Below are 26,190 nucleotides of genomic sequence, written 5' to 3'. Positions count from 1 at the left end.
CTAATGTAGATGCGGCCCTATCCTTGGGAACGGCACCATTGTGCAGGATCGCTCGGGCGACCCTGCTGACGAATAGCGAAGTACAGCGCCGGGGTGTCCTGGCCACCACTGTTACCGACAGTGGAGATGGATTCACCGGCTTTTACAACATCACCTGCCGACTTGAGTAAAGTCTGATTGTGGCCGTAAAGGCTCAAATAGCCATTACCGTGGTCAAGAATCACCAACAAACCGGCACCGCGCAGCCAATCGGCAAACACCACGCGCCCACCGTGAACGGCGTGCACCTGGCTGCCGGCGGAGGCGCTGATCATCACGCCATCCCACTTGGCGCGGGTGTCATCACCACGGGTTTCACCGAAGCGTGCCAGTAGTCGACCATCAACGGGCCATGGAAGTTTGCCGCGAGCTGAACCAAATGCACCGCCAAACGACTCGCCGGCGCTGGAAACCAGCGGGCCAGGCGCTGCATGTGCCGGTTTACGCGGGGCCGGGGCGTCCGAGGTGGCGGCCAGCTCGGCCTCACGCTGGCGCTTTTTTTCGGCTTCCTGCTGGGCGATCAGCGCTTTCTGCCGCGCTTCTTCTGCCTCACGTGCCTGACGGGCAAGGGTTTCTTCGATGGTCTTGAGCACTTTGCCCAGGTCGGCCTGGTCTTGCTCGCGGGCCTGCAACTTGGCGTCGCGGGCCTTTACGTCGTCATTGAGCTTGGCCAGGGCCAGCTGGCGCTCCTTGCGCACCTTCTCCAGCTCGTCGCGCTGGGCGGTGAGGGCGTTTTGCTGGTCTTCGAGCTGCGACTGCTGATTGGCGATTTCCTGCTCAACGTTGACCAGTTGGCGCAGGGTCTCGTTGAAGCTTTTCAATTGCTCCAGGCGTGCCTTGCTCAGGTAGTCGTAATACGTGAGGGTGCGGGCGAATTTCTCGGGGTTCTGCTGGTTGAGCAGCAGCTTGAGGTATTCCTGACGGCCGTTCTGATAAGCAGCGCGAGCCTGGATCGCGATCAGGCGTTGCTGTTCAACGCGTGCGCTCTGGAGTTTTTTTTTCTCAGCGTCGAGTCGCTCCAGTTCCGACTCGCTCTTCTTTAGTTCTTTTTGCAGCTCCTGGACCTGTTTCTCCAGCTTGCCCATCTCGGTTTCTGTGCCGCGCAGGTCTTTTTGCACCCCGGATTTTTCTTCCTGGAGCTTGCCGAGCAGTTTTTTCAGCTCGGTAATGTCCTGACGCGTAGCGTCCAACTGTTGTTGGGTTTGTGCACGCTCATCGGCAAACGCCGGTTGGAGCAGGCAGACAAGAGCAAGGGTAATCAAGGCGCGAAGCATAGAGGCGGGCGACACCAGGGAAATGGACGGCCTAGTATGCCCGGCAAGCGCTGCAAAAAAAACGCCCAATTCGGGGTGGGGAGTAAGTTAGGCGCCGAGTGGCGGCGGGATGGCAGAAAGACATCTTTGAAAGCGCTACAAAACCAATGTGGGAGCGGGCTTGCTCGCGAATACGGAGTGTCAGTCGCCGAAGATATCGACTGAACTACCGCTTTCGCGAGCAAGCCCGCTCCCACACTGGTTATGCGGTGTGCTTTAGATCACACCAGGATCGAAGTACCGGTCATTTCAACAGGCTTTTCCAGCCCCATCAGCTTCAGCATGGTCGGCGCCACATCCGCCAGCACGCCGCCTTCACGCACTTTCAAATCACGCTTGCCAACATAGATGAACGGCACCGGTTCGGTGGTGTGCGCTGTGTGCGCCTGGCCGGTGGATTCATCCGACATCTGCTCGCAGTTGCCGTGGTCGGCGGTGATCAGCGCTTCGCCGCCGACTTTTTCCAGTGCTTCAACGATGCGGCCGACGCAGGTGTCCAGACATTCCACGGCCTTGGTCGCCGCTGCCAGGTTGCCGCTGTGGCCCACCATGTCGCCGTTGGCATAGTTGACCACGATCACGTCATAACGCTGGTTATCAATAGCGTCGACGATCTTGTCGGTGACTTCCGGCGCGCTCATTTCTGGCTGCAGGTCGTAGGTGGCGACCTTGGGCGACGGGATCAGGATGCGCTCTTCGCCTGGGAACGGTTCTTCACGCCCGCCGGAGAAGAAGAAGGTCACGTGGGCGTACTTTTCAGTTTCGGCAATGCGCAGTTGGGTCTTGCCGTTTTTGGCCAGGTAATCACCCAGCACGTTTTCCAGGCTGCCCGGTGCGAAAGCGGCCGGTGCAGGGATGCTCGCGGCGTACTGGGTCAGGCCGACGTAATGCACTTTCGGCTGGCGGGCGCGCTCGAACTCTGTGAAACCGTCTTCGACAAACACGCGGCTCAGCTCGCGGGCGCGGTCGGCGCGGAAGTTCATGAACACCACGGCGTCGCCATCTTCGACTTTCACTGGCTCGCCGATGGTGGTCGCTTTGACGAATTCATCGCTTTCGCCACGGGCGTAGGCGGCTTCCAGGCCTTGCTGGGCGGTGGCGGCGTTGAATTCGGCCTGGCCGTCGACAATCAGGTTGTAGGCCTGGGATACGCGGTCCCAGCGGTTGTCACGGTCCATGGCGAAGTAACGGCCCACGATACTTGCGATGCGACCCTTGCCCAGCGCTGCGAAGGTGGCGTCCAGCAGCTCAATGGACGATTGCGCGCTTTTGGGCGGGGTGTCGCGGCCATCGAGGAAGGCGTGCAGGTAAATCTTGTCGGCGCCGCGCTTGAAGGCCAATTCGGCCATGGCGACCAAGTGGTCCTGGTGGCTGTGTACGCCGCCATCGGACAGCAGGCCCATGAAGTGCACGGCCTTGCCGGCAGCGACAGCTTTATCGACGGCGGCGCAGATGGTCGGGTTCTCGAAGAACTCGCCATCGCGGATCGCTTTGGTCACGCGGGTGAAGTCTTGATAGACCACTCGTCCGGCGCCCAGATTCATGTGGCCGACTTCCGAGTTGCCCATCTGGCCGTCCGGCAGGCCCACATCCATGCCGGAGCCGGAGATCAGACCGTTGGGTACGGTGGCGGTCAGGCGGTCGAGGACCGGCTTCCTGGCCGCGTATACCGCGTTGTCGTGGTGACTTTCACTGTGTCCGAAGCCATCGAGAATTATCAGGACCAAAGGTTTAGGCGTAGTAGTCATAGATCCTCTCGTGGCAGTAATAAGGAAGGCGATTGAAAAGGGAGTGGCAGTTTAAAGCGAAGTTCCGACCACGTCACCGCTTTACGGGGGTTGGCCCCCCCTGACGGCTGTGTATACTTACCGCCATTTTAACGCCCTGGAACCTCCTTGATGGTTGATCACCTGATTGCATTTGCCACTGCCCACTACCTGCTCGTGGGTGCCTTCGTCATCCTGCTGGCGCTGCTGATTGCTCATGAAGTGAGCCGTGGTGGCCGCAGCCTGAGCACGGCGGAGCTGACCGCGCTGGTCAACAAGGATGAAGCCGTGGTGGTTGATATCCGCCCAGCCAAGGATTTCGCCGCTGGCCATATCGTCGGCGCCCTGAACATCCCACAGGACAAGCTGATCGCACGCCTGGCCGAGCTGGAAAAACACAAGGCCAAGACCATCATCCTGGTCGACGCTCAAGGTCAGCACGCCGGCACCCACGCCCGCGAAATGCTCAAGACCGGTTTCACTGCCGCCAAACTGTCCGGCGGTATCGGCAGCTGGAAGGCCGATAACCTGCCGCTGGTGAAGTGACATGAGCCAGGTTGTCGTGTACTCCAGCGATTGGTGCCCTTACTGCATGCGGGCCAAGGCTTTGCTGGAGAAGAAGGGCGTTGCCTTCGAAGAGATCAAGGTCGACGGCAAACCCCAGGTGCGTGCCGAAATGGCCCAGAAGGCGGGGCGCACGTCCGTGCCGCAAATCTGGATCGGCACCAAGCACATCGGTGGTTGCGACGACCTGTTTGCCCTGGAGCGCGCCGGTAAGCTTGATGCGCTGCTCGCCTAACCCCTAAAAGACCCCAAGATCACAAGGATCTGCGATGACTGACCAACAGAACACCGAAGCTGCGCAAGACCAAGGCCCACAGTTCTCGCTGCAGCGCATCTACGTGCGTGACCTGTCGTTCGAAGCGCCGAAAAGCCCGGCCATCTTCCGCCAGGAATGGACCCCAAGCGTCGCGCTCGACCTGAACACCCGTCAAAAAGCTCTGGAAGGCGACTTCCACGAAGTCGTGCTGACCCTGTCGGTGACCGTCAAGAACGGTGAAGAAGTGGCGTTCATTGCTGAAGTGCAACAGGCCGGTATCTTCCTGATCCAGGGTCTGGACGAAGCATCCATGAGCCACACCCTGGGCGCGTTCTGCCCGAACATCCTGTTCCCGTATGCCCGTGAGACCCTGGACAGCCTGGTCACCCGTGGCTCGTTCCCGGCGTTGATGCTGGCTCCGGTGAACTTCGATGCCTTGTACGCTCAAGAGCTGCAGCGCATGCAACAGGAAGGTTCGTCGACCGTTCAGTAATCTCGAACGCGATGCAGAACCCAATGTGGGAGGGGGCTTGCGCCCGATAGCGGTGGATCAGTCACATAGATGTCGACTGACACTCCGTCATCGGGGGCAAGCCCCCTCCCACATTTGTTATGTGTGCTACTTGAAACCGAGTTGGCGCCAGCCTTCGTAGACGGCAACAGCAACGGTGTTGGACAGGTTCAAGCTGCGGCAGCCCTCACGCATCGGCAAGCGCAGGCGATGACCGTCAGGTAACGCGTCGAGCACCTCAGCTGGCAGGCCACGGCTTTCCGGGCCGAACAGAAAGGCATCGCCCTCTGCAAAGCTGGCATCATGAAACGGCCGCGAGCCCTTGGTGGTGAACGCGAACAACCGTGGATGCCCCAGGCTTTCCAGGCAACTGGCCAAGTCGGCGTGGCGCTTGAGCGTGGCGTACTCGTGGTAGTCCAGCCCGGCGCGGCGCAGGCGCTTGTCGTCCATGTCGAAGCCCAGGGGCTCGATCAAATGCAGGTGGCAGCCACTGTTGGCGCATAGCCTGATAACGTTGCCGGTATTCGGCGGAATCTCTGGTTGAAAAAGGATGACGTGAAACATGCACGGCTCCGAAGGTAAAGATGCGCTGCATTCTACCCCCGAAGAGGACCCAAGACCGAAGCTAATGCCGAAGGTCATGGGCTCATTGGCGATTGTCGGCGTGATGGTGGGCCTGATGATCGGTCGCTTGACCACTTCGGACCCTGTTGAGTTGCAGCAGGTCGAGACGGCGGCAGGCGGCGTGGTGGTGTGGTTCAACAGCGAGCCCAAGCTGCACGGCGAACATATCGACGGCACCGTGGCGTTGCTGTTCGACGCGCAGGGCAAGGCTGCCAGCGGGCAACTCAAGGTCAATGACAAGGATGTGAACTGGCGCGTGCGCAAGACCGATGGTGGCTTGCTATTAAACCTGGTGGCGGCTCGGCCATTGCGCGGGGAGTGGAAGGGCGAAGAGGTCGATGACCGCTGGCGGCTGGAGATCCATCTCCAAGAGCAATAAAAGAGGGAGTTCCCGGCCTGCCTGTACCAGGGCTCCCAAAACGGGGTGAAGCCAAAGGCTTCGGTGTTAAAGAGGGAATCCCCGGCCTGCCTGTACCGAGGTTCCCGAAACGGGTGTGGGGCGCGACGCGGTTCGCATCTAGCACCCCGGGTGTAAAGAGGGGATTCTCGGCCTGCCTGTACCAAGGTCCCCGAAACTGGGTTGTACAGGGGTTATTGCAGGGCGCGTGCCAGAGTCGCCAAGTTGTGCCAAAAAATTTCTTCATAAAGCGCAAAGCCCCGGGATACGGGGCTTTGGTGTTTTTGGGTTTCAAAATTTTCTCAGCGAGGCCGTAGTTTCAGTTTTTGGATCAGTGCCCGATGCCGGTTCATGGTGCATTGAAGCGGTGCACAGTCCCAAAACTTATGGAGACCCAAATGTGGGAGGGGGCTTGCTCCCGATGGCGGTGTATCAGGCACAGGTGCTGTGAATGACCCACTGCTATCGGGAGCAAGCCCCCTCCCACATTGATTTTTGTTGGATGTTAGAGCGGTGTCAGGCGTCGTCACCCTCGTCATCATCCCCACCATCGACCTTCATCCCCAACTCCTTGATCTTGCGCGTCAGGGTATTACGCCCCCAACCCAGCAATACCGCAGCATCGCGGCGGCGGCCGGCGGTGTGTTTCAACGCAGTCTCGATCATGATTCGCTCGAACGCCGGCACGGCGCTGTCCAGCAGGTTGGACTGGCCGCGTGCCAAGGCCTGGTCGGCCCATTGGCGCAAGGCCTGCTCCCAGTTGGTCACCGGTGCCGAATCCTGCGGCAGGCTCAACAGCTCCGGCGGCAAGTCGCTGATGTGCACTTCGCGGCCGGACGCCATTACGGTGATCCAGCGGCAGGTGTTTTCCAGCTGGCGTACGTTGCCGGGCCACGGCAGGTTCTTCAGGTATTCCTCGGTTTCGCTTTTCAGCAGCTTGGGCTCGACGGCCAGCTCCTGGGCGGCGCGGCTGAGGAAGTGGCGGGCCAGGGTCGGGATGTCTTCGCGACGGTCCGACATGCGCGGGATATGGATACGGATGACGTTGAGGCGGTGGAACAAGTCCTCACGGAACTTGCCCGCGTGCACTAGGGTTTCCAGGTTTTGGTGGGTTGCCGCGATGATGCGCACGTCGACCTTGACCGGCGTGTGCCCGCCCACGCGATAAAACTCGCCGTCTGCCAGCACCCGCAGCAAGCGCGTTTGGGTATCAGCCGGCATGTCGCCGATTTCATCCAAGAACAGCGTGCCGCCGTCGGCCTGCTCAAAGCGCCCGCGACGCAGGTTGGCCGCGCCGGTGAATGCGCCTTTCTCATGGCCGAACAGCTCGGACTCCATCAAGTCTTTCGGAATCGCTGCCATGTTCAGCGCGATAAACGGCGAGGCCGCCCGTGGGCTGTGACGGTGCAGGGCGTGGGCCACCAGCTCTTTACCAGTGCCCGACTCGCCGTTGATCAGCACGGTGATGTTGGAGTGGCTCAAACGCCCGATGGCGCGAAACACTTCCTGCATCGCCGGCGCTTCGCCGATGATTTCCGGGGTGCGGGTCAGGGCTGGCGGGGCTTCCTGGTTTTGTTGTTCCTGGGCGTGCTGGTTGGCGCGCTTGACCAGCGCCACCGCCTCGTCCACGTCGAACGGTTTTGGCAGGTACTCAAAAGCGCCGCCCTGATAGGACGCGACAGCGCTGTCCAGGTCCGAGTGCGCAGTCATGATGATCACCGGCAGGCGCGGGTGCTGCTCGCGGATGCGGGCCAACAGGTCCAGGCCGCTGGCGCCGGGCATGCGGATATCGGAGATGATCACGTCCGGCTGCTGACGCGCCAGGCGGCTCATCACGCCGTCAGCGCTGTCGAAGCTCTGGGTGGTCATGCCTTCCTGTTGCAAGGCTTTCTCGAGGACCCAGCGGATAGAACGGTCGTCATCGACGATCCAGACAGTTTCACTACGGCTCATGTCGATGGGGCTCCTTGTTCCAGAGGCAGAAAGATCGAGAACGTGGTGTGGCCGGGATGGCTCTCACATTCGATCAGTCCCTGGTGCTGGCTGATGATGTTCTGGGTAATGGCCAGGCCCAGCCCGGTACCGTCCGGGCGGCCGCTGACCATGGGAAAGAAAATGGTTTCCTGGAGTTCCGCAGGAATGCCCGGGCCGTTGTCGATGATCTCGACCTTGGTCACCAGGCGATGGCGCACATGGCCGATGGTGAACTGGCGCAGGGCGCGAGTGCGCAGGCTGATGCGGCCCAGGCGCAGTTCGTTCTGGCTGCTGATGGCCTGCATGGCGTTGCGCACGATATTGAGCACCGCCTGGATCATCTGCTCACGGTCGATCAACACGTCGGGAATGCTTGGGTCGTAGTCGCGCACCAAGTTGATGCAGCCTTGGCTCTCGGCCTCGACCAGGTGGCAAACGCGCTCCAGCACTTCGTGCACGTTGGTCATCGCCAGCGAAGGCAGCTTGTTGGAGCCGAGCATGCGGTCTACCAGATTACGCAGGCGGTCGGCTTCTTCGATGATGACGTTGGTGTAGTCCTTGAGGTGCTCCTCTGGCAGCTCGCGGGCCAGCAGCTGCGCCGCGCCGCGAATACCGCCGAGGGGGTTCTTGATTTCGTGGGCCAGGCCGCGCACCAGCATCTTGCTGGTCTCCTGCTTGGACAGCTGCGCCTCTTCCTTGGTGATGCGCAGTAGACGGTCGCGAGGGTGAACTTCGAGCAACAGCAGGGTGGCGCCGTTGCTCAGGATCGGGGTCACGGCGTAGTCGACGGTCAGCGTCTGGCCGGTGAGGGCCGTGAGCATCGCTTCGCGCTTGGTGAACGGGTGTGCCTGCTCCACCGCCTGGCGCAGCGAGCTCAAGGCTTCGGCCGACTCGGTGAACAATTCGCTGATGAACTGCCCATGGCTGCGCTGGCCGCTGATGGCCAGGAGCATCTCCGCCGCCGGGTTCATGTACTCAAGGCGCAAATCGTCATTGAGCAAGATGGTCGCGGTGGTCAGGTTGTCGAGTAACAAACGGTGCAGTGCATCGCTGATGGTCATCAGGACCTCTTTTGGAGCAAGGCGCGGGCTTGAGGCACACGCTGATACAAGGAAAATGCAAAAACCAAACCAAGGCTCCGAAAAGAAGCGCTAAAGGCCTGAAATGGGGGTTTTAGGCGCGAAACTGTGGCGTTCTGCCAGCTTGCTCGGGAAGTTTCGAACCAAAATGGGCTGGGCAGGTGGGAAGGGTGCAATCTATCGCACCAATATAGTGCGATTTTGTGAAGGTTGTTCAGGAAGTGTTGAGGTTGATCTTTTTTGATGCTCGCTTGCGCGTAATCAACCTCTAGGGGGGAGGGTCAGTGAGGCTGTGACAGTGGCATGCCTTGTGTTCCGGCATAGAAGACCAGCAGTTCCACAGGTGCGTTGCCCGTCATGCCGCGATGCACGGTTGCGACCATCTCGGCCAGGGTCTGCCCCTGCTTCAAGGTGCGCTTGAGCGTTCCATCGCGGGTTTCAACGATCAACTCTCCCGAGACGATGTAGGCGGCGTTGGGCATTGGGTGGCTGTGCCAGGGCAGCTGCGTATTCGCAGGGATCTTGAGCCGTAGCAGGGTGAGTTGCGGCGCGCCGGCGGGATACGCTTCATAAGGCGTTCCGTCCCATGATTCGCTGCTCTCGAGCAGGATTTCTCGCTCGATTTGTGGCGTCTCTTTGAGTTGGCTGCTGCAGCCGAGTACAGACAGACAGGCTGCGGTCGCAATTAAGCATTTGAAAGTGTCCATGGTTCCGTCCAGTCAGGGAATTGGCCGGTAAGGCTATGTGTACCGAACTTGGCGGGGATGCCGGAAGGGGCCTAAAAAGAAGTAGGAACCCTGCTTAAAAAACGGGCAAAAAAAAGACCTCCCGAAGGAGGTCTTTTTTTCATCACGCCACGTTAAGCAGCGCTACCGGATCAGCAGCTGTAGTACAGCTCGTATTCCAGTGGGTGTACGAAGGTACGAACCTTGATTTCTTCTTCGCTTTTCAGGCCGATGTAAGCGTCGATGAAGTCGTCGCTGAACACGCCGCCTTTGGTCAGGAACGCACGGCCCTTGTCCAGCTCTTCCAGGGCTTCTTTCAGGCTGCCACACACTTGTGGGATCTCTTTGGCCTCTTCAGGCGGCAGGTCGTACAAGTTTTTGTCGGCGGCATCGCCTGGGTGGATCTTGTTCTGGATACCGTCCAGGCCGGCCATTACCAGGGCAGCGAAGGCCAGGTACGGGTTGGCTGCTGGATCCGGGAAGCGAGCTTCGATACGGCGAGCGCGAGGGCTGGACACGTAAGGAATACGGATCGACGCGGAACGGTTGCGAGCCGAGTAGGCCAGCATTACCGGAGCTTCGAAACCTGGGACCAGACGCTTGTAGGAGTTGGTCGACGGGTTGGTGAAGCCGTTCAGGGCCTTACCGTGCTTGATGATGCCGCCGATGAAGTACAGGGCAGTGTCGGACAGGCCGGCATAACCTTCGCCAGCGAAGGTGTTCTTGCCATCTTTGGCGATGGACAGGTGAACGTGCATACCCGAACCGTTATCGCCGTACAGAGGCTTAGGCATGAAGGTAGCGGTACGGCCGTAAGCTACGGCAGTGTTGTGTACGCAGTACTTCAGGGTTTGAACTTCGTCAGCCTTGGCAACCAGGGTGTTGAACTTCACACCGATTTCGTTCTGACCGGCAGTGGCCACTTCGTGGTGGTGCACTTCGATGACCAGGCCCATGTCTTCCATGGCGTTGCACATGGAGGTACGGATTTCGTGGTCGTGGTCGAACGGCGGAACTGGGAAGTAACCACCTTTGATGCCTGGACGGTGGCCATGGTTGCCGCCTTCCACGTCCTGGTCGGACATCCACGAACCTTGTTCGGAGTAGATCTTGAACATGGAGCCGGAGATGTCGGACTTGAACTTCACTTGGTCAAAGATGAAGAATTCTGGCTCTGGACCTACGAATACGGTGTCGCCGATACCGGTCGACTTCAGGTATTCCTCGGCACGCTTGGCGATCGCACGTGGGTCGCGGTCGTAGCCTTGCATGGTCGAAGGCTCGATCACGTCGCAAACCAGGATCAGGGTTGGCTCTTCGGTGAACGGGTCCAGTACGGCAGTGCTGTCGTCCGGCATCAGGATCATGTCGGAGGCTTCGATGCCTTTCCAGCCAGCGATGGAGGAGCCGTCGAACATTTTGCCTTCTTCGAAGAAAGCATCATCCAGCGCGTCGCGAGCCGGCATGGTCACGTGGTGCTGAGTGCCTTTGGTGTCCGTGAAGCGCAGATCAATCCATTTAACGTCATGATCTTTGATGAGTTGAACCGACTTCGACATAGTGTCCTCCGGGTGGCTTCGGGCTGGGGTAGTGGAGTTAGCCCTTAGAATGTGGGTGATGCCGGCGCGGATACTCCGCCATGGCAACCTGCCTCACAAGAGAGCAAATTGCATGCCAGTGCGCCAACATGGGTTTTTTGGTCCAAAAACGCCCCTATAAAGGTGCAATGCGACAAAAGCTCGAAAATAGCGCACCGCAATGTGGCGCCACTGCGTGCAAACGCACCTATTTAGTGCGATGACAGTCGGGTGCATATTAACTGGTTAAACCTTGAGCGATTTCCGCTATAATCCGCGCCCCCCTTTTTCAGCAGGCCCGGCGCGCGCTGTTTCCATGAAATTAATCGTTAAAGTCTTCCCCGAGATCACCATCAAAAGCCGACCGGTACGGACGCGTTTCATCCGTCAATTGGCCAAGAACATCCGTGCCGTGCTCCGAGACCTGGACCCGGCTGTGGTGGTGAACGGCGTGTGGGACAACCTCGAACTGGAAACCCGCATCACCGACGCCAAAGCCTTGAAGGACATGACCGAGCGCCTGAGCTGCATGCCGGGCATCGCGCATTTCCTGCAGGTGGATGAGTACCCGCTGGGCGACTTCGACGACATCACCGAGAAGTGCAAACAGCACTTCGGCAGTGAGATCGAGGGCAAGATCTTTTCGGTGCGCTGCAAGCGTGCTGGCAAGCACACCTTCAGCTCCATGGATGTCGAAAAATACGTCGGCAGCAAGCTGCGCCGTGAGTGCGGCGCTGCCGGAATTTCCCTGAAAGCGCCGCAAATTGAAGTGCGCATGGAAATTCGCGACCAACGGTTGTTTGTCATCCATAGCCAGCACAACAGCATCGGCGGTTACCCGTTGGGCGCCCTGGAACAGACCCTGGTTCTCATGTCTGGCGGTTTCGATTCCACGGTGGCGGCCTACCAGATCATGCGTCGCGGCCTGATGAGCCACTTCTGCTTCTTTAACCTGGGCGGGCGTGCACACGAATTGGGCGTGATGGAAGTCGCGCACTTTATCTGGAAGAAGTACGGCAGCTCCCAACGCGTGCTATTTGTAAGCGTGCCGTTCGAGGAAGTGCTGGGCGAAATCCTAGGCAAAGTCGATAACAGTCATATGGGCGTAGTATTGAAGCGTATGATGTTGCGCGCTGCGTCCCGGATCGCCGATCAGTTGCAGATCGACGCCTTGGTGACCGGTGAAGCAATCTCCCAGGTGTCCAGCCAAACGCTGCCCAACCTGTCGCTGATCGATTGCGTCACTGAGAAGCTGGTCTTGCGCCCGCTGATCGCCAGTCATAAGCAGGACATCATCGACCTGGCCGAAGAAATCGGCACGGCGGATTTTGCCAAGCACATGCCTGAATATTGCGGGGTCATCTCGGTGAACCCCAAGACCCACGCCAAGCGCAACCGCGTGGAGTACGAAGAACAACAGTTTGATATGGCGATTCTGGAGCGTGCGCTCGAGAACGCCAAGCTGGTCCCGATCGATCGCGTAATCGACGAGTTGGGCCAGGATGTGCAGATCGAAGAAGTCAGCGAAGCCCTGGCCGGCCAGATCATCGTCGACATCCGTCACCCGGATGCCGCTGAAGATGAGCCACTGGAAGTCGCTGGCATCGACGTACAAACGCTGCCGTTCTATGCATTGAACGCGCGTTTCAAGGAACTGGATAACAGCCGTCAGTACCTGCTGTATTGCGACAAAGGCGTGATGAGTCGCCTGCATGCCCACCATTTGCTCAGTGAGGGGTATGCCAATGTGCGCGTTTATCGACCGAGCTAAGAGCCCGGGGCTGTATGCCTGTGGCCTGCGTCACCGGCCCCCCGACTCTGCCGTCAAGCTGTAACGGCAAGGCCTGACTCTACTGTTAATCGCTGCCACGACCTGTCAGCACACCGAATCCTCTGATCGAGATACACAAGTGATCGAAAATCTACGTAACATCGCCATCATTGCTCACGTTGACCACGGTAAAACCACCCTGGTAGACAAACTCCTGCGTCAATCCGGCACCCTGGAGCGCAACGAGCTCAACGACGAGCGCGTGATGGACTCCAACGACCAGGAAAAAGAGCGCGGTATTACCATCCTGGCGAAAAACACCGCCATCAACTGGAACGGCTACCACATCAACATCGTGGATACCCCGGGCCACGCCGACTTCGGCGGCGAAGTTGAACGTGTAATGTCGATGGTTGACTCCGTTCTGCTGCTGGTTGATGCCCAAGACGGCCCTATGCCGCAAACCCGTTTCGTGACCAAGAAGGCGTTCGAAGCCGGCCTGCGTCCGATCGTGTGCATCAACAAGGTTGACCGTCCAGGCGCGCGTCCGGACTGGGTTCTGGACCAGATCTTCGACCTGTTCGACAACCTGGGTGCTACCGAAGAACAGCTGGACTTCAAAGTCGTCTACGCCTCGGCCCTGAACGGCATTGCCGGTCTGGAACACACCGACATGGCTGAAGACATGACCCCGCTGTACCAGTCGATCGTCGACAACGTACCGGCTCCAAAAGTTGACCGTGACGGCCCGTTCCAGATGCAAATCTCGGCACTGGACTACAACAGCTTCCTGGGTGTTATCGGCGTTGGCCGTATCGCTCGTGGTAGCGTCAAGCCGAACACCCCGGTTGTTGCTATCGGCGCCGACGGCAAGAAGCGTAACGGTCGCATCCTGAAGCTGATGGGTCACCACGGCCTGCACCGCATCGACGTTGAAGAAGCTTTCGCTGGCGACATCGTTTGCGTGAGCGGTATGGACTCCCTGTTCATCTCCGACACCCTGTGCCAGCCAGACAACGTCGAGGCGATGAAGCCTCTGACCGTTGACGAGCCAACCGTTTCCATGACCTTCCAGGTAAACGACTCGCCTTTCTGCGGTAAAGAAGGCAAGTTCGTGACTTCCCGTAACATCAAGGAACGTCTGGACAAAGAGCTGCTGTACAACGTTGCACTGCGCGTTGAAGAAGGCGACTCGGCTGACAAGTTCAAGGTTTCCGGCCGTGGTGAGCTGCACCTCTCGGTACTGATCGAAACCATGCGTCGCGAAGGCTTCGAAATGGGCGTTGGTCGTCCAGAAGTGATCATCCGTCAGGTTGACGGCGTGAAGCAGGAACCGTTCGAAAACGTCACCATCGACACCCCGGAAGAATCCCAGGGCAAGGTGATGGAAGAAATGGGTCTGCGTAAAGGCGACCTGACCAACATGGTGCCGGATGGCAAAGGCCGTGTACGTCTGGAATACAACATCCCTGCTCGTGGCCTGATTGGTTTCCGTAACCAGTTCCTGACCCTGACCAACGGTGCTGGCATCCTGACCTCGATCTTCGATCGCTACGACACCATGAAGTCCGGCGACATGTCCGGCCGTCAGAACGGTGTTCTGGTATCGGTAGAAACCGGCAAGGCGCTGACCTACTCCCTGGAAACCCTCCAGGCGCGTGGCAAGCTGTTCGTTGAACACGGTCAAGAGATCTACAACGGTCAGATCGTTGGTCTGAACAGCCGTGACAACGACATGGGCGTCAACCCAACCAAAGGCAAGAAGCTCGACAACATGCGTGCTTCGGGCAAAGACGAAACCATCGCTCTGGTTCCACCTGTTCGCTTCACCCTGGAACAGGCCCTGGAATTCATCCAGGACGACGAGCTGTGCGAAGTTACGCCTAAGTCGATCCGCCTGCGTAAGAAGATCCTGGACGAAGGCGAGCGTACCCGCGCTGCCAAGAAAGCCAAGAACTGAGTTAACTCAGGCTGAATGAAAAACGCCCCCGGTCGAAAGGCCGGGGGCGTTTTTTTGTGCCTGCAGTTTGTGTGTTGTCTCTATTGACCCCATCGCAGGCAAGCCAGCTCCCACACTTGAATGTGTTCACAAATCCAAATGTGGGAGCTGGCTTGCCTGCGATGAGGCCCTTGAAGCCACTACAAGATTTGGATCAGAACTTATCGAGCGTCTTGAACTTGGTCTCACGCACCACTTCTTTCGGTTTATACGCGCAATACCCCGGCCGCGGCCCGATCTTGGGGTGGTTGCGGCAAGTATCCGGGCGCTTGTCATAAATAGTGCAGAAGCGCGTCTTACGATCCAGGAACAGGCAATCGTTGTTGCTCATGCGCTGTAGGGTAAAAATCTCGGACTTGGAATTGAAGCGCTCAACGATGCCTTCCTTCTGCAACCGCTTGGCGATGTTTTTCGCCGGGTCGCCCAGCTCGAACTCATCGACGAGGCCGATGCGGATCAGGTCCTTGACCTTCACTTCCACCGGCAGTGTGCAGCAGCTGGACACGCAGCCACCGCACATATGCGCGGAATATTTCTGCCACGTTTCAAGACGGTCGAGTTCCGCGGCGGCGATCAATTGAGGCTTCATCAGGGTTCCAAAAGGTGGGGCTGTATCCGGGCGCGCGATCATACCGGGATTGGTGATTTTTTGAACAATATTTTCAGGGTTTCGGCCAAAAGGTGCGCTTGTCTCAAAAGCAGGCACGGCCAATGCATCAAAACCCCGCAAAGGTAAATGCGTTAAAAAAGTGCCGAACCAGAGCGGTCACCGTTTGTCAGACCGTCTAGGCTCTAGCAACTCCTTCTATCTCGCCCGAGGTCGCAATTGATGTCTCAGGAACCACTTGCACGAGAAGCAGAGGTAGCCGCATTTCGCGATGCCGTCTTGACCAAACTCACCTATGCGGTGGGCAAGGACCCGGATCACGCCTTCGACCACGACTGGTTCGAAGCCATTGCCCTGGCCGCGCGCGACCAGATGGTCGATCACTGGATGGACCACACGCGGCGCATCTACCGCAAGGGCCAGAAGCGGGTGTACTACCTGTCCCTGGAGTTCCTGATCGGTCGTTTGCTCTACGACAGCCTGAGCAACCTTGGCGTGCTGGAGATCGCCCGCGAAGCCCTCTCGGAGCTGGGCGTAGACCTGGAGCGCATCCGCCTGCTGGAGCCCGATGCGGCGCTCGGCAACGGTGGCCTGGGCCGCCTGGCAGCGTGCTTTATGGAAAGCATGTCGACCCTGGGTGTTGCTGGCCACGGCTACGGCATCCGCTATGAACACGGGTTGTTCCGCCAGGCGATTGTCGATGGCTGGCAGCAGGAGCAGACCGAACACTGGCTCGATTTCGGCAACCCTTGGGAGTTCGAACGCCCTGAAGTGGTTTACCCCATCGGCTTTGGCGGCAGCGTCGAGACCAAGCCGGACGCTGCCGGTAAACTGATCCAAGTGTGGACGCCCAACGAAACCGTGCGCGCCATTGCCTACGACACCCCGGTGGTCGGCTGGCGTGGCGCCAGCGTCAACACCCTGCGGTTGTGGCGTGCCCGCGCCGTCGAAGACCTGCATCTGGAACGTTTCAACGCCGGTGACCACTTGGGCGCCGTCGCCGAAGTGGCCCGTGCCGAAAGCATCTCTCGAGTGCTTTACCCGGCCGACAGCACTGAAGCGGGGCAGGAACTGCGCCTGCGCCAGGAATACTTCTTTGTCGCCGCCTCGTTGCAAGACCTGATACGCCGGCACAAAAACATGCACGGCTCGGTGCTGAGCCTGGGCGAGCACGCGGCGATCCAGCTCAACGACACCCACCCGTCCATTGCCGTGGCCGAGTTGATGCGCCAGTTGGTAGACCTTCACGATATCCCGTGGGACGCCGCGTGGGATGTGACCGTTGAAACTTTGTCCTACACCAACCACACCCTGCTACCCGAAGCGTTGGAAACCTGGCCTGTAGGCCTGATGGAACGCATGCTGCCCCGGCACATGCAGATCATCTACCTGATCAACGCCCAGCATATCGACTCGCTGCGCGCCAAAGGCATCCACGACTTTGACGTGCTGCGCGCCGTGTCGTTGATCGAAGAAGACAACGGCCGCCGCGTGCGCATGGGTAACCTGGCGTTTCTTGGCTCCCATAGCGTCAACGGCGTGTCTGGCCTGCATACACAGCTGATGCGCAGCACGGTGTTCTCCGAACTGCACAAGCTTTACCCCGAGCGCATCAACAACAAAACCAACGGCATCACCTTCCGTCGCTGGCTGTACCAGGCCAACCCCAAGCTTACCGACATGCTGGTGGAAGCCCTCGGCCCGGACATTCTCGATAAGCCTGAGCAACGCCTGATTGAGCTTGAGCCGTTTGCCGAGAAACAGGCGTTCCGCAAAGCCTTCGCCGACCAGCGTCTGCACAGTAAGCGTGCACTGGCAGATATCATCCATGAGCGTCTGGGCATTTCGGTGAACCCGGCGGCAATGTTCGACGTGCAGGTCAAGCGCATCCACGAATACAAGCGCCAACTGCTCAACCTGCTGCACACCGTGGCGTTGTACCAGGCGATTCGTGCCGAGCCGGGCACCGACTGGGTGCCACGGGTGAAGATCTTCTCGGGCAAGGCAGCGGCCAGTTATCACCAGGCCAAGTTGATCATCAAACTGACCAACGACATCGCCCGCACCGTCAACAACGACCCGACCGTGCGCGGCTTGCTCAAGGTGGTGTTCCTGCCCAACTACAACGTCAGCCTGGCGGAAAGCATCATCCCGGCGGCCGACTTGTCGGAGCAAATCTCTACAGCAGGCTTCGAGGCTTCGGGCACCAGCAACATGAAGTTCGGCCTCAACGGCGCGCTGACCATCGGCACCATGGACGGCGCCAACGTGGAAATGCACGAGCGCGTGGGCGCCGAGCATATGTTTATCTTTGGCCTTAGTGCCCAGCAGGTGGAAGCCCGCAAGCACGCCGGTGAGTTCAACGCAGGTCAGGATATTGCTGCGTCCCATCGCCTCAATGATGTGTTGCAAGCGATTCGCGGCGGGGTGTTCTCGCCGGATGATCCTGGTCGCTATGTAGGGCTGATCGACGGCTTGATCGACTACGACCGCTTCCTGGTGTGTGCCGACTTCGATTCCTACTGGGATGCCCAGGCGCGGGTCGAAGCACATTGGCATGACTCAAAGGCGTGGTGGCGTTCGGCGGTGCTGAATACTTCAAGGATGGGCTGGTTCTCGTCTGATCGCACGATCAGGGAATACGCCACCGAGATCTGGAAAGCGCTCGACTAAGCATCGCAATACCCTGTGGGAGCGGGCTTGCCCGCGATTACGGTATGCCAGTTAACAAATATGTCGACTGGTACGCCGCAATCGCGGGCAAGCCCGCTCCCACATAAGCCCCTCCCACATTAGCCCTGCGTCGATATACTGAGCCCCGGTTTGCCCAGGGAATATCGACCATGCAATGGATTTTCATGCTGATTGGCCTCGCGCTCGGCTGGACACTCGATGAGTCGTTCAGCGATGCGGGCATCGGTGCGCTGTTGGGCCTCGGCATCGGCCAGGCTATTCGCCTGTCGCAACTGGCGGCCCAAGCCCACAAACAGGCAGCTCAGCTGGAAACCACGCAAAAGGCGCTGATCGCGCTGGGTGACCGCCTGCGGCAGCTGGAAGTGCCGGCGCCCACAAGCAGTGTCATCGTCGAACCCTCCACTCCCGAACCCACACCCGTCGCCAAGGCCCCCGACCTTGTCTGGGAACTGCCTGTCGATTTGCAGCCCACAGCCACGGTCGCTGAAGCCAGCCAAGCGCTACCGGCGGATGTATGGGCTCCGGCTCCCAAGCCGCGCGTTGAACAACCGGCTACCCCCCGCGAACCTGACCTGATTCAACGTGCCGTCAACGCTGCGCGCAACTGGCTGCTGGGCGGCAATACCGTGCTGCGGGTAGGTGTGGTGCTGCTGTTCCTCGGCCTGGCATTCCTGCTGCGTTATGCCACCGAAGGCATGGTGGTGCCCATTGAACTGCGTTATGCCGGGGTTGCGGCGGCGGCCGTTGGCCTGCTGGGCTTGGGTTGGTGGCTGCGGCTGCGCAACGGCAACTACGGCTTGATGCTGCAAGGCGCAGGCATTGCGGTGTTGTACCTCACGGTGTTTGCGGCGATGCGTTTGCACCCGCTGATTGATCCGGCTGCCGCGATGGGCTTGCTGGTAGCGGTCACGGTCTTTTCGGCGATTCTGGCGATCACCCAGGATGCGTTGGGTCTGGCCTGTGCGGCTGCGCTGGGCGGTTTTGCAGCGCCGATCCTGGTGTCCACCGGCGCGGGTAGCCATGTGGCGCTGTTCAGCTACTTTGCGTTGCTCAATGCCAGCATCCTCGCGATTGCCTGGTTCAAGGCTTGGCGCACGTTGAACGTGATCGGTTTTGTCGGCACCTTTGGTATTGGGTTCGCCTGGGGCGCGCGTTCCTTTACCCCGGAACTGCTGTGGAGCACCGAGCCGTTTCTGATCTTGTTCTTCGTGATGTACCTGGCCATCGGCCTCTTGTTTGCCCGACGTAAACTGCTGGAGTCGAGCGAGGGCGATAGCCTGGGTGCGCAATTGCGCAAGGGCGACTATGTCGACGGCACCTTATTGTTCGGCCCGCCGTTGGTAGGCTTTGGCTTGCAGTTCGCGTTGGTGCAACACCTGGAATTCGCCGCTGCGTTCAGTGCGCTGGGCCTGGGCATTATTTACATGGTGCTGGCCCGCGTGCTCAGCGGCGGGCGCGCAGTGCTTCTGACGCAAACCTGCCTGGCGCTTGGCGTGATTTTCGCGAGCCTTGCGATTCCGCTGGGCCTCGATGCGCGCTGGACGGCGGCAGCGTGGGCTGTCGAAGGCGCCGGGATCTTCTGGCTCGGGATGCGCCAGCAGCGAACCGTTGCACGGGCGTTCGCTTTGTTGTTGCAACTGGGGTCGTTACTGGCCTTCCTCAGCGAACTGCGCGATGGCCAGGATACCTTGCTGCAAGGCGCACCCTTGGGGGCTTTGTTGCTGGGCGCGGCACTGCTGTTCAGCTTTTATCAAATACACGAAGCCGCGCCGGAACACACCCGGCGCTGGGAACGCCTGGGCGCTCCGTGGCTCGCCGCCCTGGGCCTTGGCTGCGCTTATCTGCTGGCGCCGCTGTTGTTTTCGACGCAGGGCAGCATCATCAGTTGGGCGTTGGCGGGGCTTGCAACCCTGTGGGCCGGCCAGCGCATCGGCTCGGCAGCGGTCGTGCGTTGTGGTATCGCCGTGCAAGTGCTGGCCGGCGCGTTATTTGCGCTCGACCCAGTGAACAACGCATGGACACCGCTGATCATCGCTTTGGCAGCAATGCTCGGCGCCTGGCGCTTGCCCCGTGGCCGTTTGTCCGAGGGCCTGCTCGCTTGGGGCGTGGCCTGGTGGGCACTGGCAGCGATCATTGAAGTGTGGCGCACAGCCCCTGCGGCTTTGCACACCCCACTGTTGCTGCTGGCGGCGGCGCTGAGCGCGGTGCTCTGGACGGCTCTGGCGCTACGTTTGCGCTGGGCGGCGTTGGGTGTTGCCAGCACGCTGTTGATGCCAGCGGCGGGCCTCGCGTTACTGGAGGCGTGGAGCGAGTATTACCACCCCGCCGCGCAGTTCGGCTGGCTGGCCTGGTTGGCGGTGTTCGCCGTGCATTTCATCTCGCTGCGGCGGTTGGCGGCGCTGGTGCCCGAAAAAGTGCTGAGCGCTGCCCACGTGTTGGGCTGCTGGATGCTGATCGGCGTGTTGGCGTTGCAAATGCGTTACGGCCTGATGTTGCTCTCGGATCACTACAACGCCTGGCGCTGGTTGGGCTGGGCGATTCTGCCCAGCCTGTATCTGGTGCTGGCTGCCACGCCGCGCACTTGGCCGTGGCCGGTGTCGGCGTATCCAAGGCAATACCGCGTACTCGCCGCCTTGCCGTTGGCCGCACTGATGCTTGGCTGGTTCTGGCTGGCCAACACCTTCAGCGACGGCACGGCCGAGCCGCTGCCTTATGTGCCACTGCTAAACCCGCTGGATTTGGGCCTACTGTTCGCGCTTTTGGGCGTTTACCTGTGGGCACGCAGCGTCGCGCCACAACATGAACAGATCGCCCAGGGTGTGGCGGGGCTCTCGCTGTTTGCGTTCTTTACGGCCTTGGTGATGCGCACTGCGCACCACTGGGGCGGCGTGCCGTTCCACCTCGACGCTTTGCTTGAATCGATGCTGGTGCAAGCCGGCTTGTCGATCGTGTGGACCCTGATCGCCCTCGGCCTGATGATCGGCGGCCACCTGCGCCATCGTCGCGAAGTGTGGCTGATCGGTGCGGCGCTGATTGCCGTGGTGGTGGCCAAGCTGTTTTTTGTCGAATTGAGTAACCGTGGCGGGCTGGCGCGGATCGTGTCGTTTATCGGTGTGGGCGGGTTGTTGCTGGTGGTGGGCTACTTCGCACCGCTGCCGCCCAAGCGTGTTGAAACTGAGGGAGCGTCTTCTTGATGGGCAAGCTGAGTTTGGGTGGCTTAGCGGTATGGGGGATGTGTTCGGCGGCTTATGCGTTGGAAGCACCAACGGATTTCGCGGCTCAAGTCCCTTTGTCGATCAGTGGCAATGGCCCCTGGTACCGATTGGAGTTGCCGTTGGCGGTGCAGTTGAACGCCCGCCAGGCCGATCTCAGTGACGTGCGCATTTTCAACGCAGCGGGTGAGCCGCAGGCCTATTCGCTGTCGCGCCAGGTTTCACAGCGCACCGAAAGCCGCAACGTCACTGAGGTGAAGTGGTTCCCGCTGTACGCCGCCGATACGCAGGAAGCGTTGCCAGGCGTGGTGATGAAATCCACTGCCGAGGGCACTTTGCTGGAGGTTCGCCCGCCCTCGGTCAAAAGCCAGCAAGTACTGCGCGGCTGGGTGCTGGATGCCAGCGCGATCAAGGCGCCGTTGCAGCAGCTGACCCTGGACTGGAGCCATGAGCAGGACGGTTTCCAGCGTTTCAGCATTGAAGCCAGCGACGACTTGCAGCACTGGCAAGCCTGGGGCGATGGGCAAGTGGCGCGCCTGTCGTTTGCCGATGAGCGGGTAGAGCAGCATGACGTGAACCTGCCGGGCCAACCGGCGCGTTACCTGCGCCTGGTGTGGAAGGATCAGGCGGCGCCGCAGCTGACATCGGCCACGTTAGTGAGTGCGACCAGCAGCCGCTTGTCGACGCCGCTGGTGTGGTCGCAGCCATTGGCGGGAGCGCGACTCAAGGCCGGGGAATACACCTGGCAGTTGCCCACCGCCTTGAGTGTCGAGCGACTGCGCATCGAGCTGAGGCAGCCCAATACCTTGGCGCCCGTTACGTTGGCCGGTCGTCGCGACAGCAAGCAGGCCTGGCAACCACTGAGCAATGGCCTGCTGTATCGCCTGACCCAGAACGGCCAGGATGTGGTGCAGGATCAATTGCAGTTGCCCGGTCAGACCGTCAACGAACTCAAGTTACAGGTGGACGAGCGCGGCGGCGGCCTGGGTGCTGAAGCGCCGGCCCTGCGGTTTGCCGTGCATGCGACCCAGTTGGTGTTCCTGGCGCGGGGCGAACCGCCGTTCACCCTGGTGCTGGGCAATGCGTCGGTCAAGGCGGCCAACCTGCCGCTTTCTACCCTGATACCTGACTACAGCGCCGAGCGTCTCAAGGCCCTGGGGCTGGCCAAGGTAGACGGGGACGTCGCGGTCACCTCGCCTGTCGCAGTAGCGGCCAGGGATGCCGGGCCAAACTGGAAAAAACTCGGGCTCTGGGCCGTGCTCCTGCTCGGTGTGGCGGTACTGGGGGCCATGGCCTACAGTTTGTTGCGCAAACCCCAGGGCAAACCGTGAACTCTATTGGTGTTAAATCCTCTGATTAGAGGAAATCAGCCCCGACTCGCGCTAAACTGCGCGGGTTTTCAAGCCCCCCATTCTCCGGAGCCTTACATGTCCCGCGTTACCTTGAGTCGCTATTTGATTGAGCAGACCCGCAGCAACAACACGCCTGCCGATCTGCGCTTCCTTATCGAAGTGGTGGCGCGTGCCTGCAAGGAAATCAGCCACGCCGTGTCCAAAGGCGCTCTGGGCGGTGTCCTGGGCAGCATGGGCACTGAAAACGTGCAGGGCGAAGTGCAGAAGAAACTCGACGTGATCTCCAACGAGATCCTGCTCGAAGCCAACGAATGGGGCGGTCACCTGGCTGGCATGGCGTCCGAAGAAATGGACAATGCCTACCAGATCCCGGGCAAATACCCGAAAGGCGCCTACCTGTTGGTGTTCGACCCACTGGACGGCTCGTCCAACATCGACATCAACGCCCCGGTCGGCACCATCTTCTCGGTACTGCGTTGCCCTAACGAATACCTGAGCCAGAACGAAGCCCTGAACGAAAAGGCCTTTTTGCAGCCAGGCACCGAGCAAGTCGCAGCCGGCTACGCGATCTACGGCCCGCAGACCATGCTGGTACTGACCCTGGGCGACGGCGTCAAAGGCTTCACCCTCGACCGCGAAATGGGCAGCTTCGTACTGACCCACGAAGACATCACCATTCCTGCGTCTACCCAGGAATTTGCCATCAACATGTCCAACCAGCGCCACTGGGAAGAACCGGTGACCCGCTATGTCGGCGAGCTGATGGCCGGTGAAGAAGGCCCGCTGAAGAAAAACTTCAACATGCGTTGGGTGGCGGCGATGGTGGCCGACGTGCACCGTATCCTGACCCGTGGTGGCCTGTTCATGTACCCACGTGACAGCCGCGAGCCGTCCAAACCGGGCAAACTGCGCCTGATGTACGAAGCCAACCCGATGTCGTTCCTGGTTGAGCAGGCGGGGGGCGCGTCAACCGACGGCCACCAGCGCATCCTCGACATCCAGCCCGAAGGCCTGCACCAGCGTGTGGCAGTGTTCCTGGGTTCGAAGGAAGAAGTTGAGCGTGTCACGGCCTACCACAAGGCATAACGTGCGGCGATAGGTTATCGCTGTTGTTGTGAGCCGTATCACCCTTAAAGAAGCCCCGAAACGTTTCAGCGTTTGCGGGGCTTTTTTGTTTTTGTTCGTCGGGAACCAGACACCTCTTTTTCCTTCTAAGCTTCTGGCAGATACCCACGCTGCTTCGTCCCTCCAGGAGTGTTTCCATGTCGTTACGCCGTCTCGCTTTGCTGACTTTTTGCGTGCTGTTGGCCGCTTGCAGCAAGGTCAATCAAGAAAACTACGCAAAACTCTCGGCTGGCATGGCCAAGACTGAGGTGGAGTCGTTGCTGGGTAAGCCAACCGATTGTTCCGGCGCGTTGGGCATGTCCAGTTGCACCTGGGGCGATAAAACCAGCTTTATCAGCGTGCAATATGCCGGTGACAAGGTTCTGATGTTTTCCGGGCAAGGCCTGAAGTAAACCGGGGCGCGAGCCTGCGGGAGAAGAAGAATGATGCGTTTTGTTTTGTTTCTTTGCGCCAGCCTGTTTTTGGCGGGCTGCGCCAGCCATTCTGGCGATGATCTGCAACCCAAGACCGCTGGCAACGTCAACCTCAAGCGTTATCAGGGCACCTGGTATGAGTTGGCGCGCTTGCCGATGTACTTCCAGCGCAACTGCGCCCAGTCTGAAGCCCGTTACACCCTGTTGCCCGATGGCGACATGTCGGTGTTTAACCGCTGCCTGACGACCGAATGGAAGTGGGAAGAAGCCAAGGGCACCGCCACGGCGCAAGTGCCGGGCAAGACCGATAAGCTTTGGGTGGAATTCAATAACTGGTTCACGTCACTGCTGCCGGGCGTCGCCAAGGGCGATTACTGGGTGCTGTATGTCAGCGATGACTACAAAACCGCGATTGTTGGCAGCCCGAGCCGACGCTATATGTGGATTTTGTCGCGCACGCCGACAGTGAGTGCCGACACTCGCGAAGACCTGCTGAGCAGGGCGCGGCAGCAGGGGTATGACACCACGCGGTTGATCTGGCGTACGTCGGATAAGCAGATGGCCAAAACCTCGCAGTAGTCCTGAGTCAACCGGGATCAAAATGTGGGAGGGGGCTTGCCCCCGATAGCAGTGGGTCAGTTACACATAAGTTGACTGACACGCCGCCATCGGGGGCAAGCCCCCTCCCACATTTTTAACCGAGTAAGTCCTTCAGGACTTGAGTGAAGGCGCGATTGCTTTCTTCCTCGCCAGCATGATGCCCATCCCGCACCACCCATTTCCCATTCACCAGTACATCCCGCACCTGCCGGTCTCCGCCCGCAAACAACCAGCGATTGAGAATCCCATCCGCGGTCGCCGTCGCCAGGTATGGATCATTACCGTCCAACACCAGCCAGTCCGCACGTTTACCCACTTCCAACTGACCAATCGGCTGCCCTAACGCCTGGGCGCCGCCGTCCAACGCCGCATCAAACAACGTACGCCCCACCATCGGCTGATCACTGCGATACAGCCGATTACGCCGTTGATCACGCAGGCGTTGGCCGTATTCCAGCCAGCGCAGTTCTTCCACCACGCTCAGTGACACATGGCTGTCGGAGCCGATGCCCATGCGCCCACCCTGCGCCAGAAAATCCACCGCCGGGAAAATCCCGTCGCCCAGGTTGGCCTCTGTGGTCAGGCACAAACCGGCAATCGCACGGCTCTTGGCCATGCGTGTCACTTCATCCGCATCGGCGTGAGTGGCGTGCACCAGGCACCAGCGCTCATCCACCTCAACATTGTCATATAGCCATTGCAGCGGACGCTTGCCGCTCCAGGCCAGGCAGTCGTCGACTTCCTTTTGCTGTTCGGCAATGTGGATATGCACTGGGCAGGCCTTGTCGCTGGCGGCCAGTACTTCGCTGATTTGCTGCGGCGTGACGGCGCGCAAGGAGTGGAAACACAACCCCAACTGCTGCGCCGGTTGCGCGGCGAGGAGGGGTTTCAACTGCGCCTGCAGGTTCAGGTAGTTTTCAGTGCTGTTGATAAACCGCCGCTGACCTTCATTCGGTGCCTGCCCGCCAAAGCCTGCGTGGGTGTAGAGCACCGGCAACAGCGTCAACCCAATCCCACTGCTGGCCGCCGCCTGGCTGATCTGGCGCGACAACTCGGTACGGTCAGCATACGGCTGCCCACTGACATCGTGATGCACATAGTGAAACTCGGCCACCGAGGTGTAGCCGGCCTTGAGCATCTCGATATACAGCTGGCGTGCGATCACCTGCAATTGGTCCGGGTTGATCTTGCCAACCATGCGGTACATCAGCTCGCGCCAGGTCCAGAAACTGTCATTGGGGTTACCGGCCACTTCGGCCAAACCGGCCATGGCGCGTTGAAACGCGTGGGAATGCAAATTGGGCATGCCCGCCAAAACCGGGCCTCTCAGCCGTTCGGCGCCCTCTGCGTTGGCATTGGCCTCAACCAGTGTCAGCAGCCCCTCGGCGCTGACTTCAAGACGTACATCATTGGCCCATCCATTAGGCAGCAGTGCGCGTTCGGCAAAGAAAGCGGACATGATCAGAGCACCCCGGTCGTGTGTTTATTTGTATATACATATACAGACGTTTGCCTGCTCGGTAAACTCCGGCAATCTATGCATCTTTTCCCTCTGCAAGGATTCCCCGTGCCGACTCCGCCCGCCAACTCTT

Annotated in this window: 21 protein-coding genes; 12 read left to right on the top strand and 9 right to left on the bottom strand. The window is 59.8% G+C overall.

Annotated features, from left to right (window positions below; all coding sequences use genetic code 11):
* Positions 1–17: 17 nt before the first annotated feature.
* Positions 18–1,313, bottom strand: a complete 1,296-nt coding sequence (locus tag ICY20_RS10905) for a murein hydrolase activator EnvC family protein (protein ID WP_159960329.1) — start codon at positions 1,311–1,313, stop codon at positions 18–20.
* Positions 1,314–1,573: 260 nt separating this feature from the next.
* Positions 1,574–3,100, bottom strand: coding sequence for a 2,3-bisphosphoglycerate-independent phosphoglycerate mutase (gene gpmI, locus ICY20_RS10900; RefSeq protein ID WP_159960327.1), 1,527 nt, complete (start codon positions 3,098–3,100; stop codon positions 1,574–1,576).
* 150 nt (positions 3,101–3,250) lie between these two features.
* On the opposite strand from gpmI, the gene ICY20_RS10895 reads away from it, so the two are divergent.
* Genes ICY20_RS10895 through secB form a run of 3 tightly spaced genes read left to right on the top strand, consistent with a single transcriptional unit; the run spans position 3,251 to position 4,431 of the window.
* Complete coding sequence (locus ICY20_RS10895) at positions 3,251–3,664, top strand: rhodanese-like domain-containing protein (protein WP_159960325.1); 414 nt, start codon at positions 3,251–3,253, stop codon at positions 3,662–3,664.
* A gap of 1 nt (position 3,665) precedes the next feature.
* Positions 3,666–3,917 (top strand): glutaredoxin 3, encoded by a 252-nt coding sequence (gene grxC, locus ICY20_RS10890; protein ID WP_122485639.1) that lies wholly within the window; start codon positions 3,666–3,668, stop codon positions 3,915–3,917.
* A 34-nt stretch (positions 3,918–3,951) separates the two neighbouring features.
* Positions 3,952–4,431: a protein-export chaperone SecB gene (gene secB, locus ICY20_RS10885; RefSeq protein WP_003171119.1), complete on the top strand. Its 480-nt coding sequence runs from the start codon at positions 3,952–3,954 to the stop codon at positions 4,429–4,431.
* 126 nt (positions 4,432–4,557) lie between these two features.
* On the opposite strand, the gene ICY20_RS10880 is transcribed toward secB, so the two are convergent.
* Positions 4,558–5,013 (bottom strand): tRNA (cytidine(34)-2'-O)-methyltransferase, encoded by a 456-nt coding sequence (locus tag ICY20_RS10880; RefSeq protein WP_003171120.1) that lies wholly within the window; start codon positions 5,011–5,013, stop codon positions 4,558–4,560.
* Here ICY20_RS10880 and ICY20_RS10875 point away from each other — a divergent pair.
* On the top strand, positions 5,012–5,452 hold the full coding sequence (locus ICY20_RS10875; RefSeq protein ID WP_159960323.1) for a hypothetical protein: 441 nt from the start codon (positions 5,012–5,014) through the stop codon (positions 5,450–5,452). The two genes, ICY20_RS10880 and ICY20_RS10875, sit on opposite strands and share 2 nt — an antisense overlap.
* 534 nt (positions 5,453–5,986) lie before the next feature.
* Here ICY20_RS10875 and ntrC read toward each other — a convergent pair.
* From ntrC to glnA, 4 genes are all read right to left on the bottom strand, one after another.
* A complete protein-coding gene (gene ntrC, locus ICY20_RS10870) occupies positions 5,987–7,423 on the bottom strand; it encodes a nitrogen regulation protein NR(I) (protein ID WP_048723367.1) in 1,437 nt (478 codons plus the stop codon).
* A complete protein-coding gene (glnL, locus tag ICY20_RS10865; protein WP_159960321.1) occupies positions 7,420–8,505 on the bottom strand; it encodes a nitrogen regulation protein NR(II) in 1,086 nt (361 codons plus the stop codon). The genes ntrC and glnL overlap by 4 nt, the downstream gene beginning before the upstream one ends.
* Positions 8,506–8,804: 299 nt before the next feature.
* Positions 8,805–9,230 (bottom strand): cupin domain-containing protein, encoded by a 426-nt coding sequence (locus ICY20_RS10860; protein ID WP_194937467.1) that lies wholly within the window; start codon positions 9,228–9,230, stop codon positions 8,805–8,807.
* 170 nt (positions 9,231–9,400) lie between these two features.
* Positions 9,401–10,807 carry a type I glutamate--ammonia ligase gene (gene glnA / locus ICY20_RS10855; protein WP_064054085.1) on the bottom strand — a complete coding sequence of 469 codons (1,407 nt, stop codon included), beginning with the start codon at positions 10,805–10,807 and terminating at the stop codon, positions 9,401–9,403.
* A gap of 334 nt (positions 10,808–11,141) precedes the next feature.
* Between glnA and thiI the strand changes: the two genes are divergently transcribed.
* The gene (thiI, locus tag ICY20_RS10850; protein ID WP_159960317.1) at positions 11,142–12,596 is read left to right on the top strand and encodes a tRNA uracil 4-sulfurtransferase ThiI; all 1,455 of its coding nucleotides are present in this window, start codon (positions 11,142–11,144) and stop codon (positions 12,594–12,596) included.
* Positions 12,597–12,735: 139 nt separating this feature from the next.
* Positions 12,736–14,556, top strand: a complete 1,821-nt coding sequence (gene typA / locus ICY20_RS10845; RefSeq protein WP_032890153.1) for a translational GTPase TypA — start codon at positions 12,736–12,738, stop codon at positions 14,554–14,556.
* A gap of 193 nt (positions 14,557–14,749) precedes the next feature.
* On the opposite strand, the gene ICY20_RS10840 is transcribed toward typA, so the two are convergent.
* Positions 14,750–15,184 (bottom strand): YkgJ family cysteine cluster protein, encoded by a 435-nt coding sequence (locus ICY20_RS10840; protein ID WP_017734855.1) that lies wholly within the window; start codon positions 15,182–15,184, stop codon positions 14,750–14,752.
* 240 nt (positions 15,185–15,424) lie between these two features.
* Between ICY20_RS10840 and ICY20_RS10835 the strand changes: the two genes are divergently transcribed.
* From ICY20_RS10835 to ICY20_RS10810, 6 genes are all read left to right on the top strand, one after another.
* Positions 15,425–17,875 (top strand): glycogen/starch/alpha-glucan phosphorylase, encoded by a 2,451-nt coding sequence (locus tag ICY20_RS10835; protein ID WP_159960315.1) that lies wholly within the window; start codon positions 15,425–15,427, stop codon positions 17,873–17,875.
* Between the two features lie 170 nt (positions 17,876–18,045).
* Positions 18,046–21,090 (top strand): DUF2339 domain-containing protein, encoded by a 3,045-nt coding sequence (locus tag ICY20_RS10830; RefSeq protein WP_194937466.1) that lies wholly within the window; start codon positions 18,046–18,048, stop codon positions 21,088–21,090.
* Positions 21,090–22,439, top strand: coding sequence for a DUF3999 domain-containing protein (locus ICY20_RS10825; RefSeq protein ID WP_194937465.1), 1,350 nt, complete (start codon positions 21,090–21,092; stop codon positions 22,437–22,439). The genes ICY20_RS10830 and ICY20_RS10825 overlap by 1 nt, the downstream gene beginning before the upstream one ends.
* A gap of 96 nt (positions 22,440–22,535) precedes the next feature.
* Complete coding sequence (locus ICY20_RS10820; RefSeq protein WP_049710454.1) at positions 22,536–23,546, top strand: class 1 fructose-bisphosphatase; 1,011 nt, start codon at positions 22,536–22,538, stop codon at positions 23,544–23,546.
* A 176-nt stretch (positions 23,547–23,722) separates the two neighbouring features.
* On the top strand, positions 23,723–23,977 hold the full coding sequence (locus tag ICY20_RS10815; RefSeq protein ID WP_159960311.1) for a hypothetical protein: 255 nt from the start codon (positions 23,723–23,725) through the stop codon (positions 23,975–23,977).
* Positions 23,978–24,007: 30 nt separating this feature from the next.
* Positions 24,008–24,577 carry a lipocalin family protein gene (locus ICY20_RS10810; protein WP_159960309.1) on the top strand — a complete coding sequence of 190 codons (570 nt, stop codon included), beginning with the start codon at positions 24,008–24,010 and terminating at the stop codon, positions 24,575–24,577.
* 115 nt (positions 24,578–24,692) lie between these two features.
* Here the strand turns inward: ICY20_RS10810 and ICY20_RS10805 are convergent, their stop codons facing one another.
* Positions 24,693–26,057, bottom strand: a complete 1,365-nt coding sequence (locus tag ICY20_RS10805) for a formimidoylglutamate deiminase (RefSeq protein ID WP_194937464.1) — start codon at positions 26,055–26,057, stop codon at positions 24,693–24,695.
* Positions 26,058–26,190: the final 133 nt, after the last annotated feature.

The organism is Pseudomonas pisciculturae, assembly GCF_015461805.1.
Taxonomy (GTDB): Bacteria; Pseudomonadota; Gammaproteobacteria; order Pseudomonadales; family Pseudomonadaceae; genus Aquipseudomonas; species Aquipseudomonas pisciculturae.
This window is presented reverse-complemented; position numbering and strand designations above follow the sequence as displayed.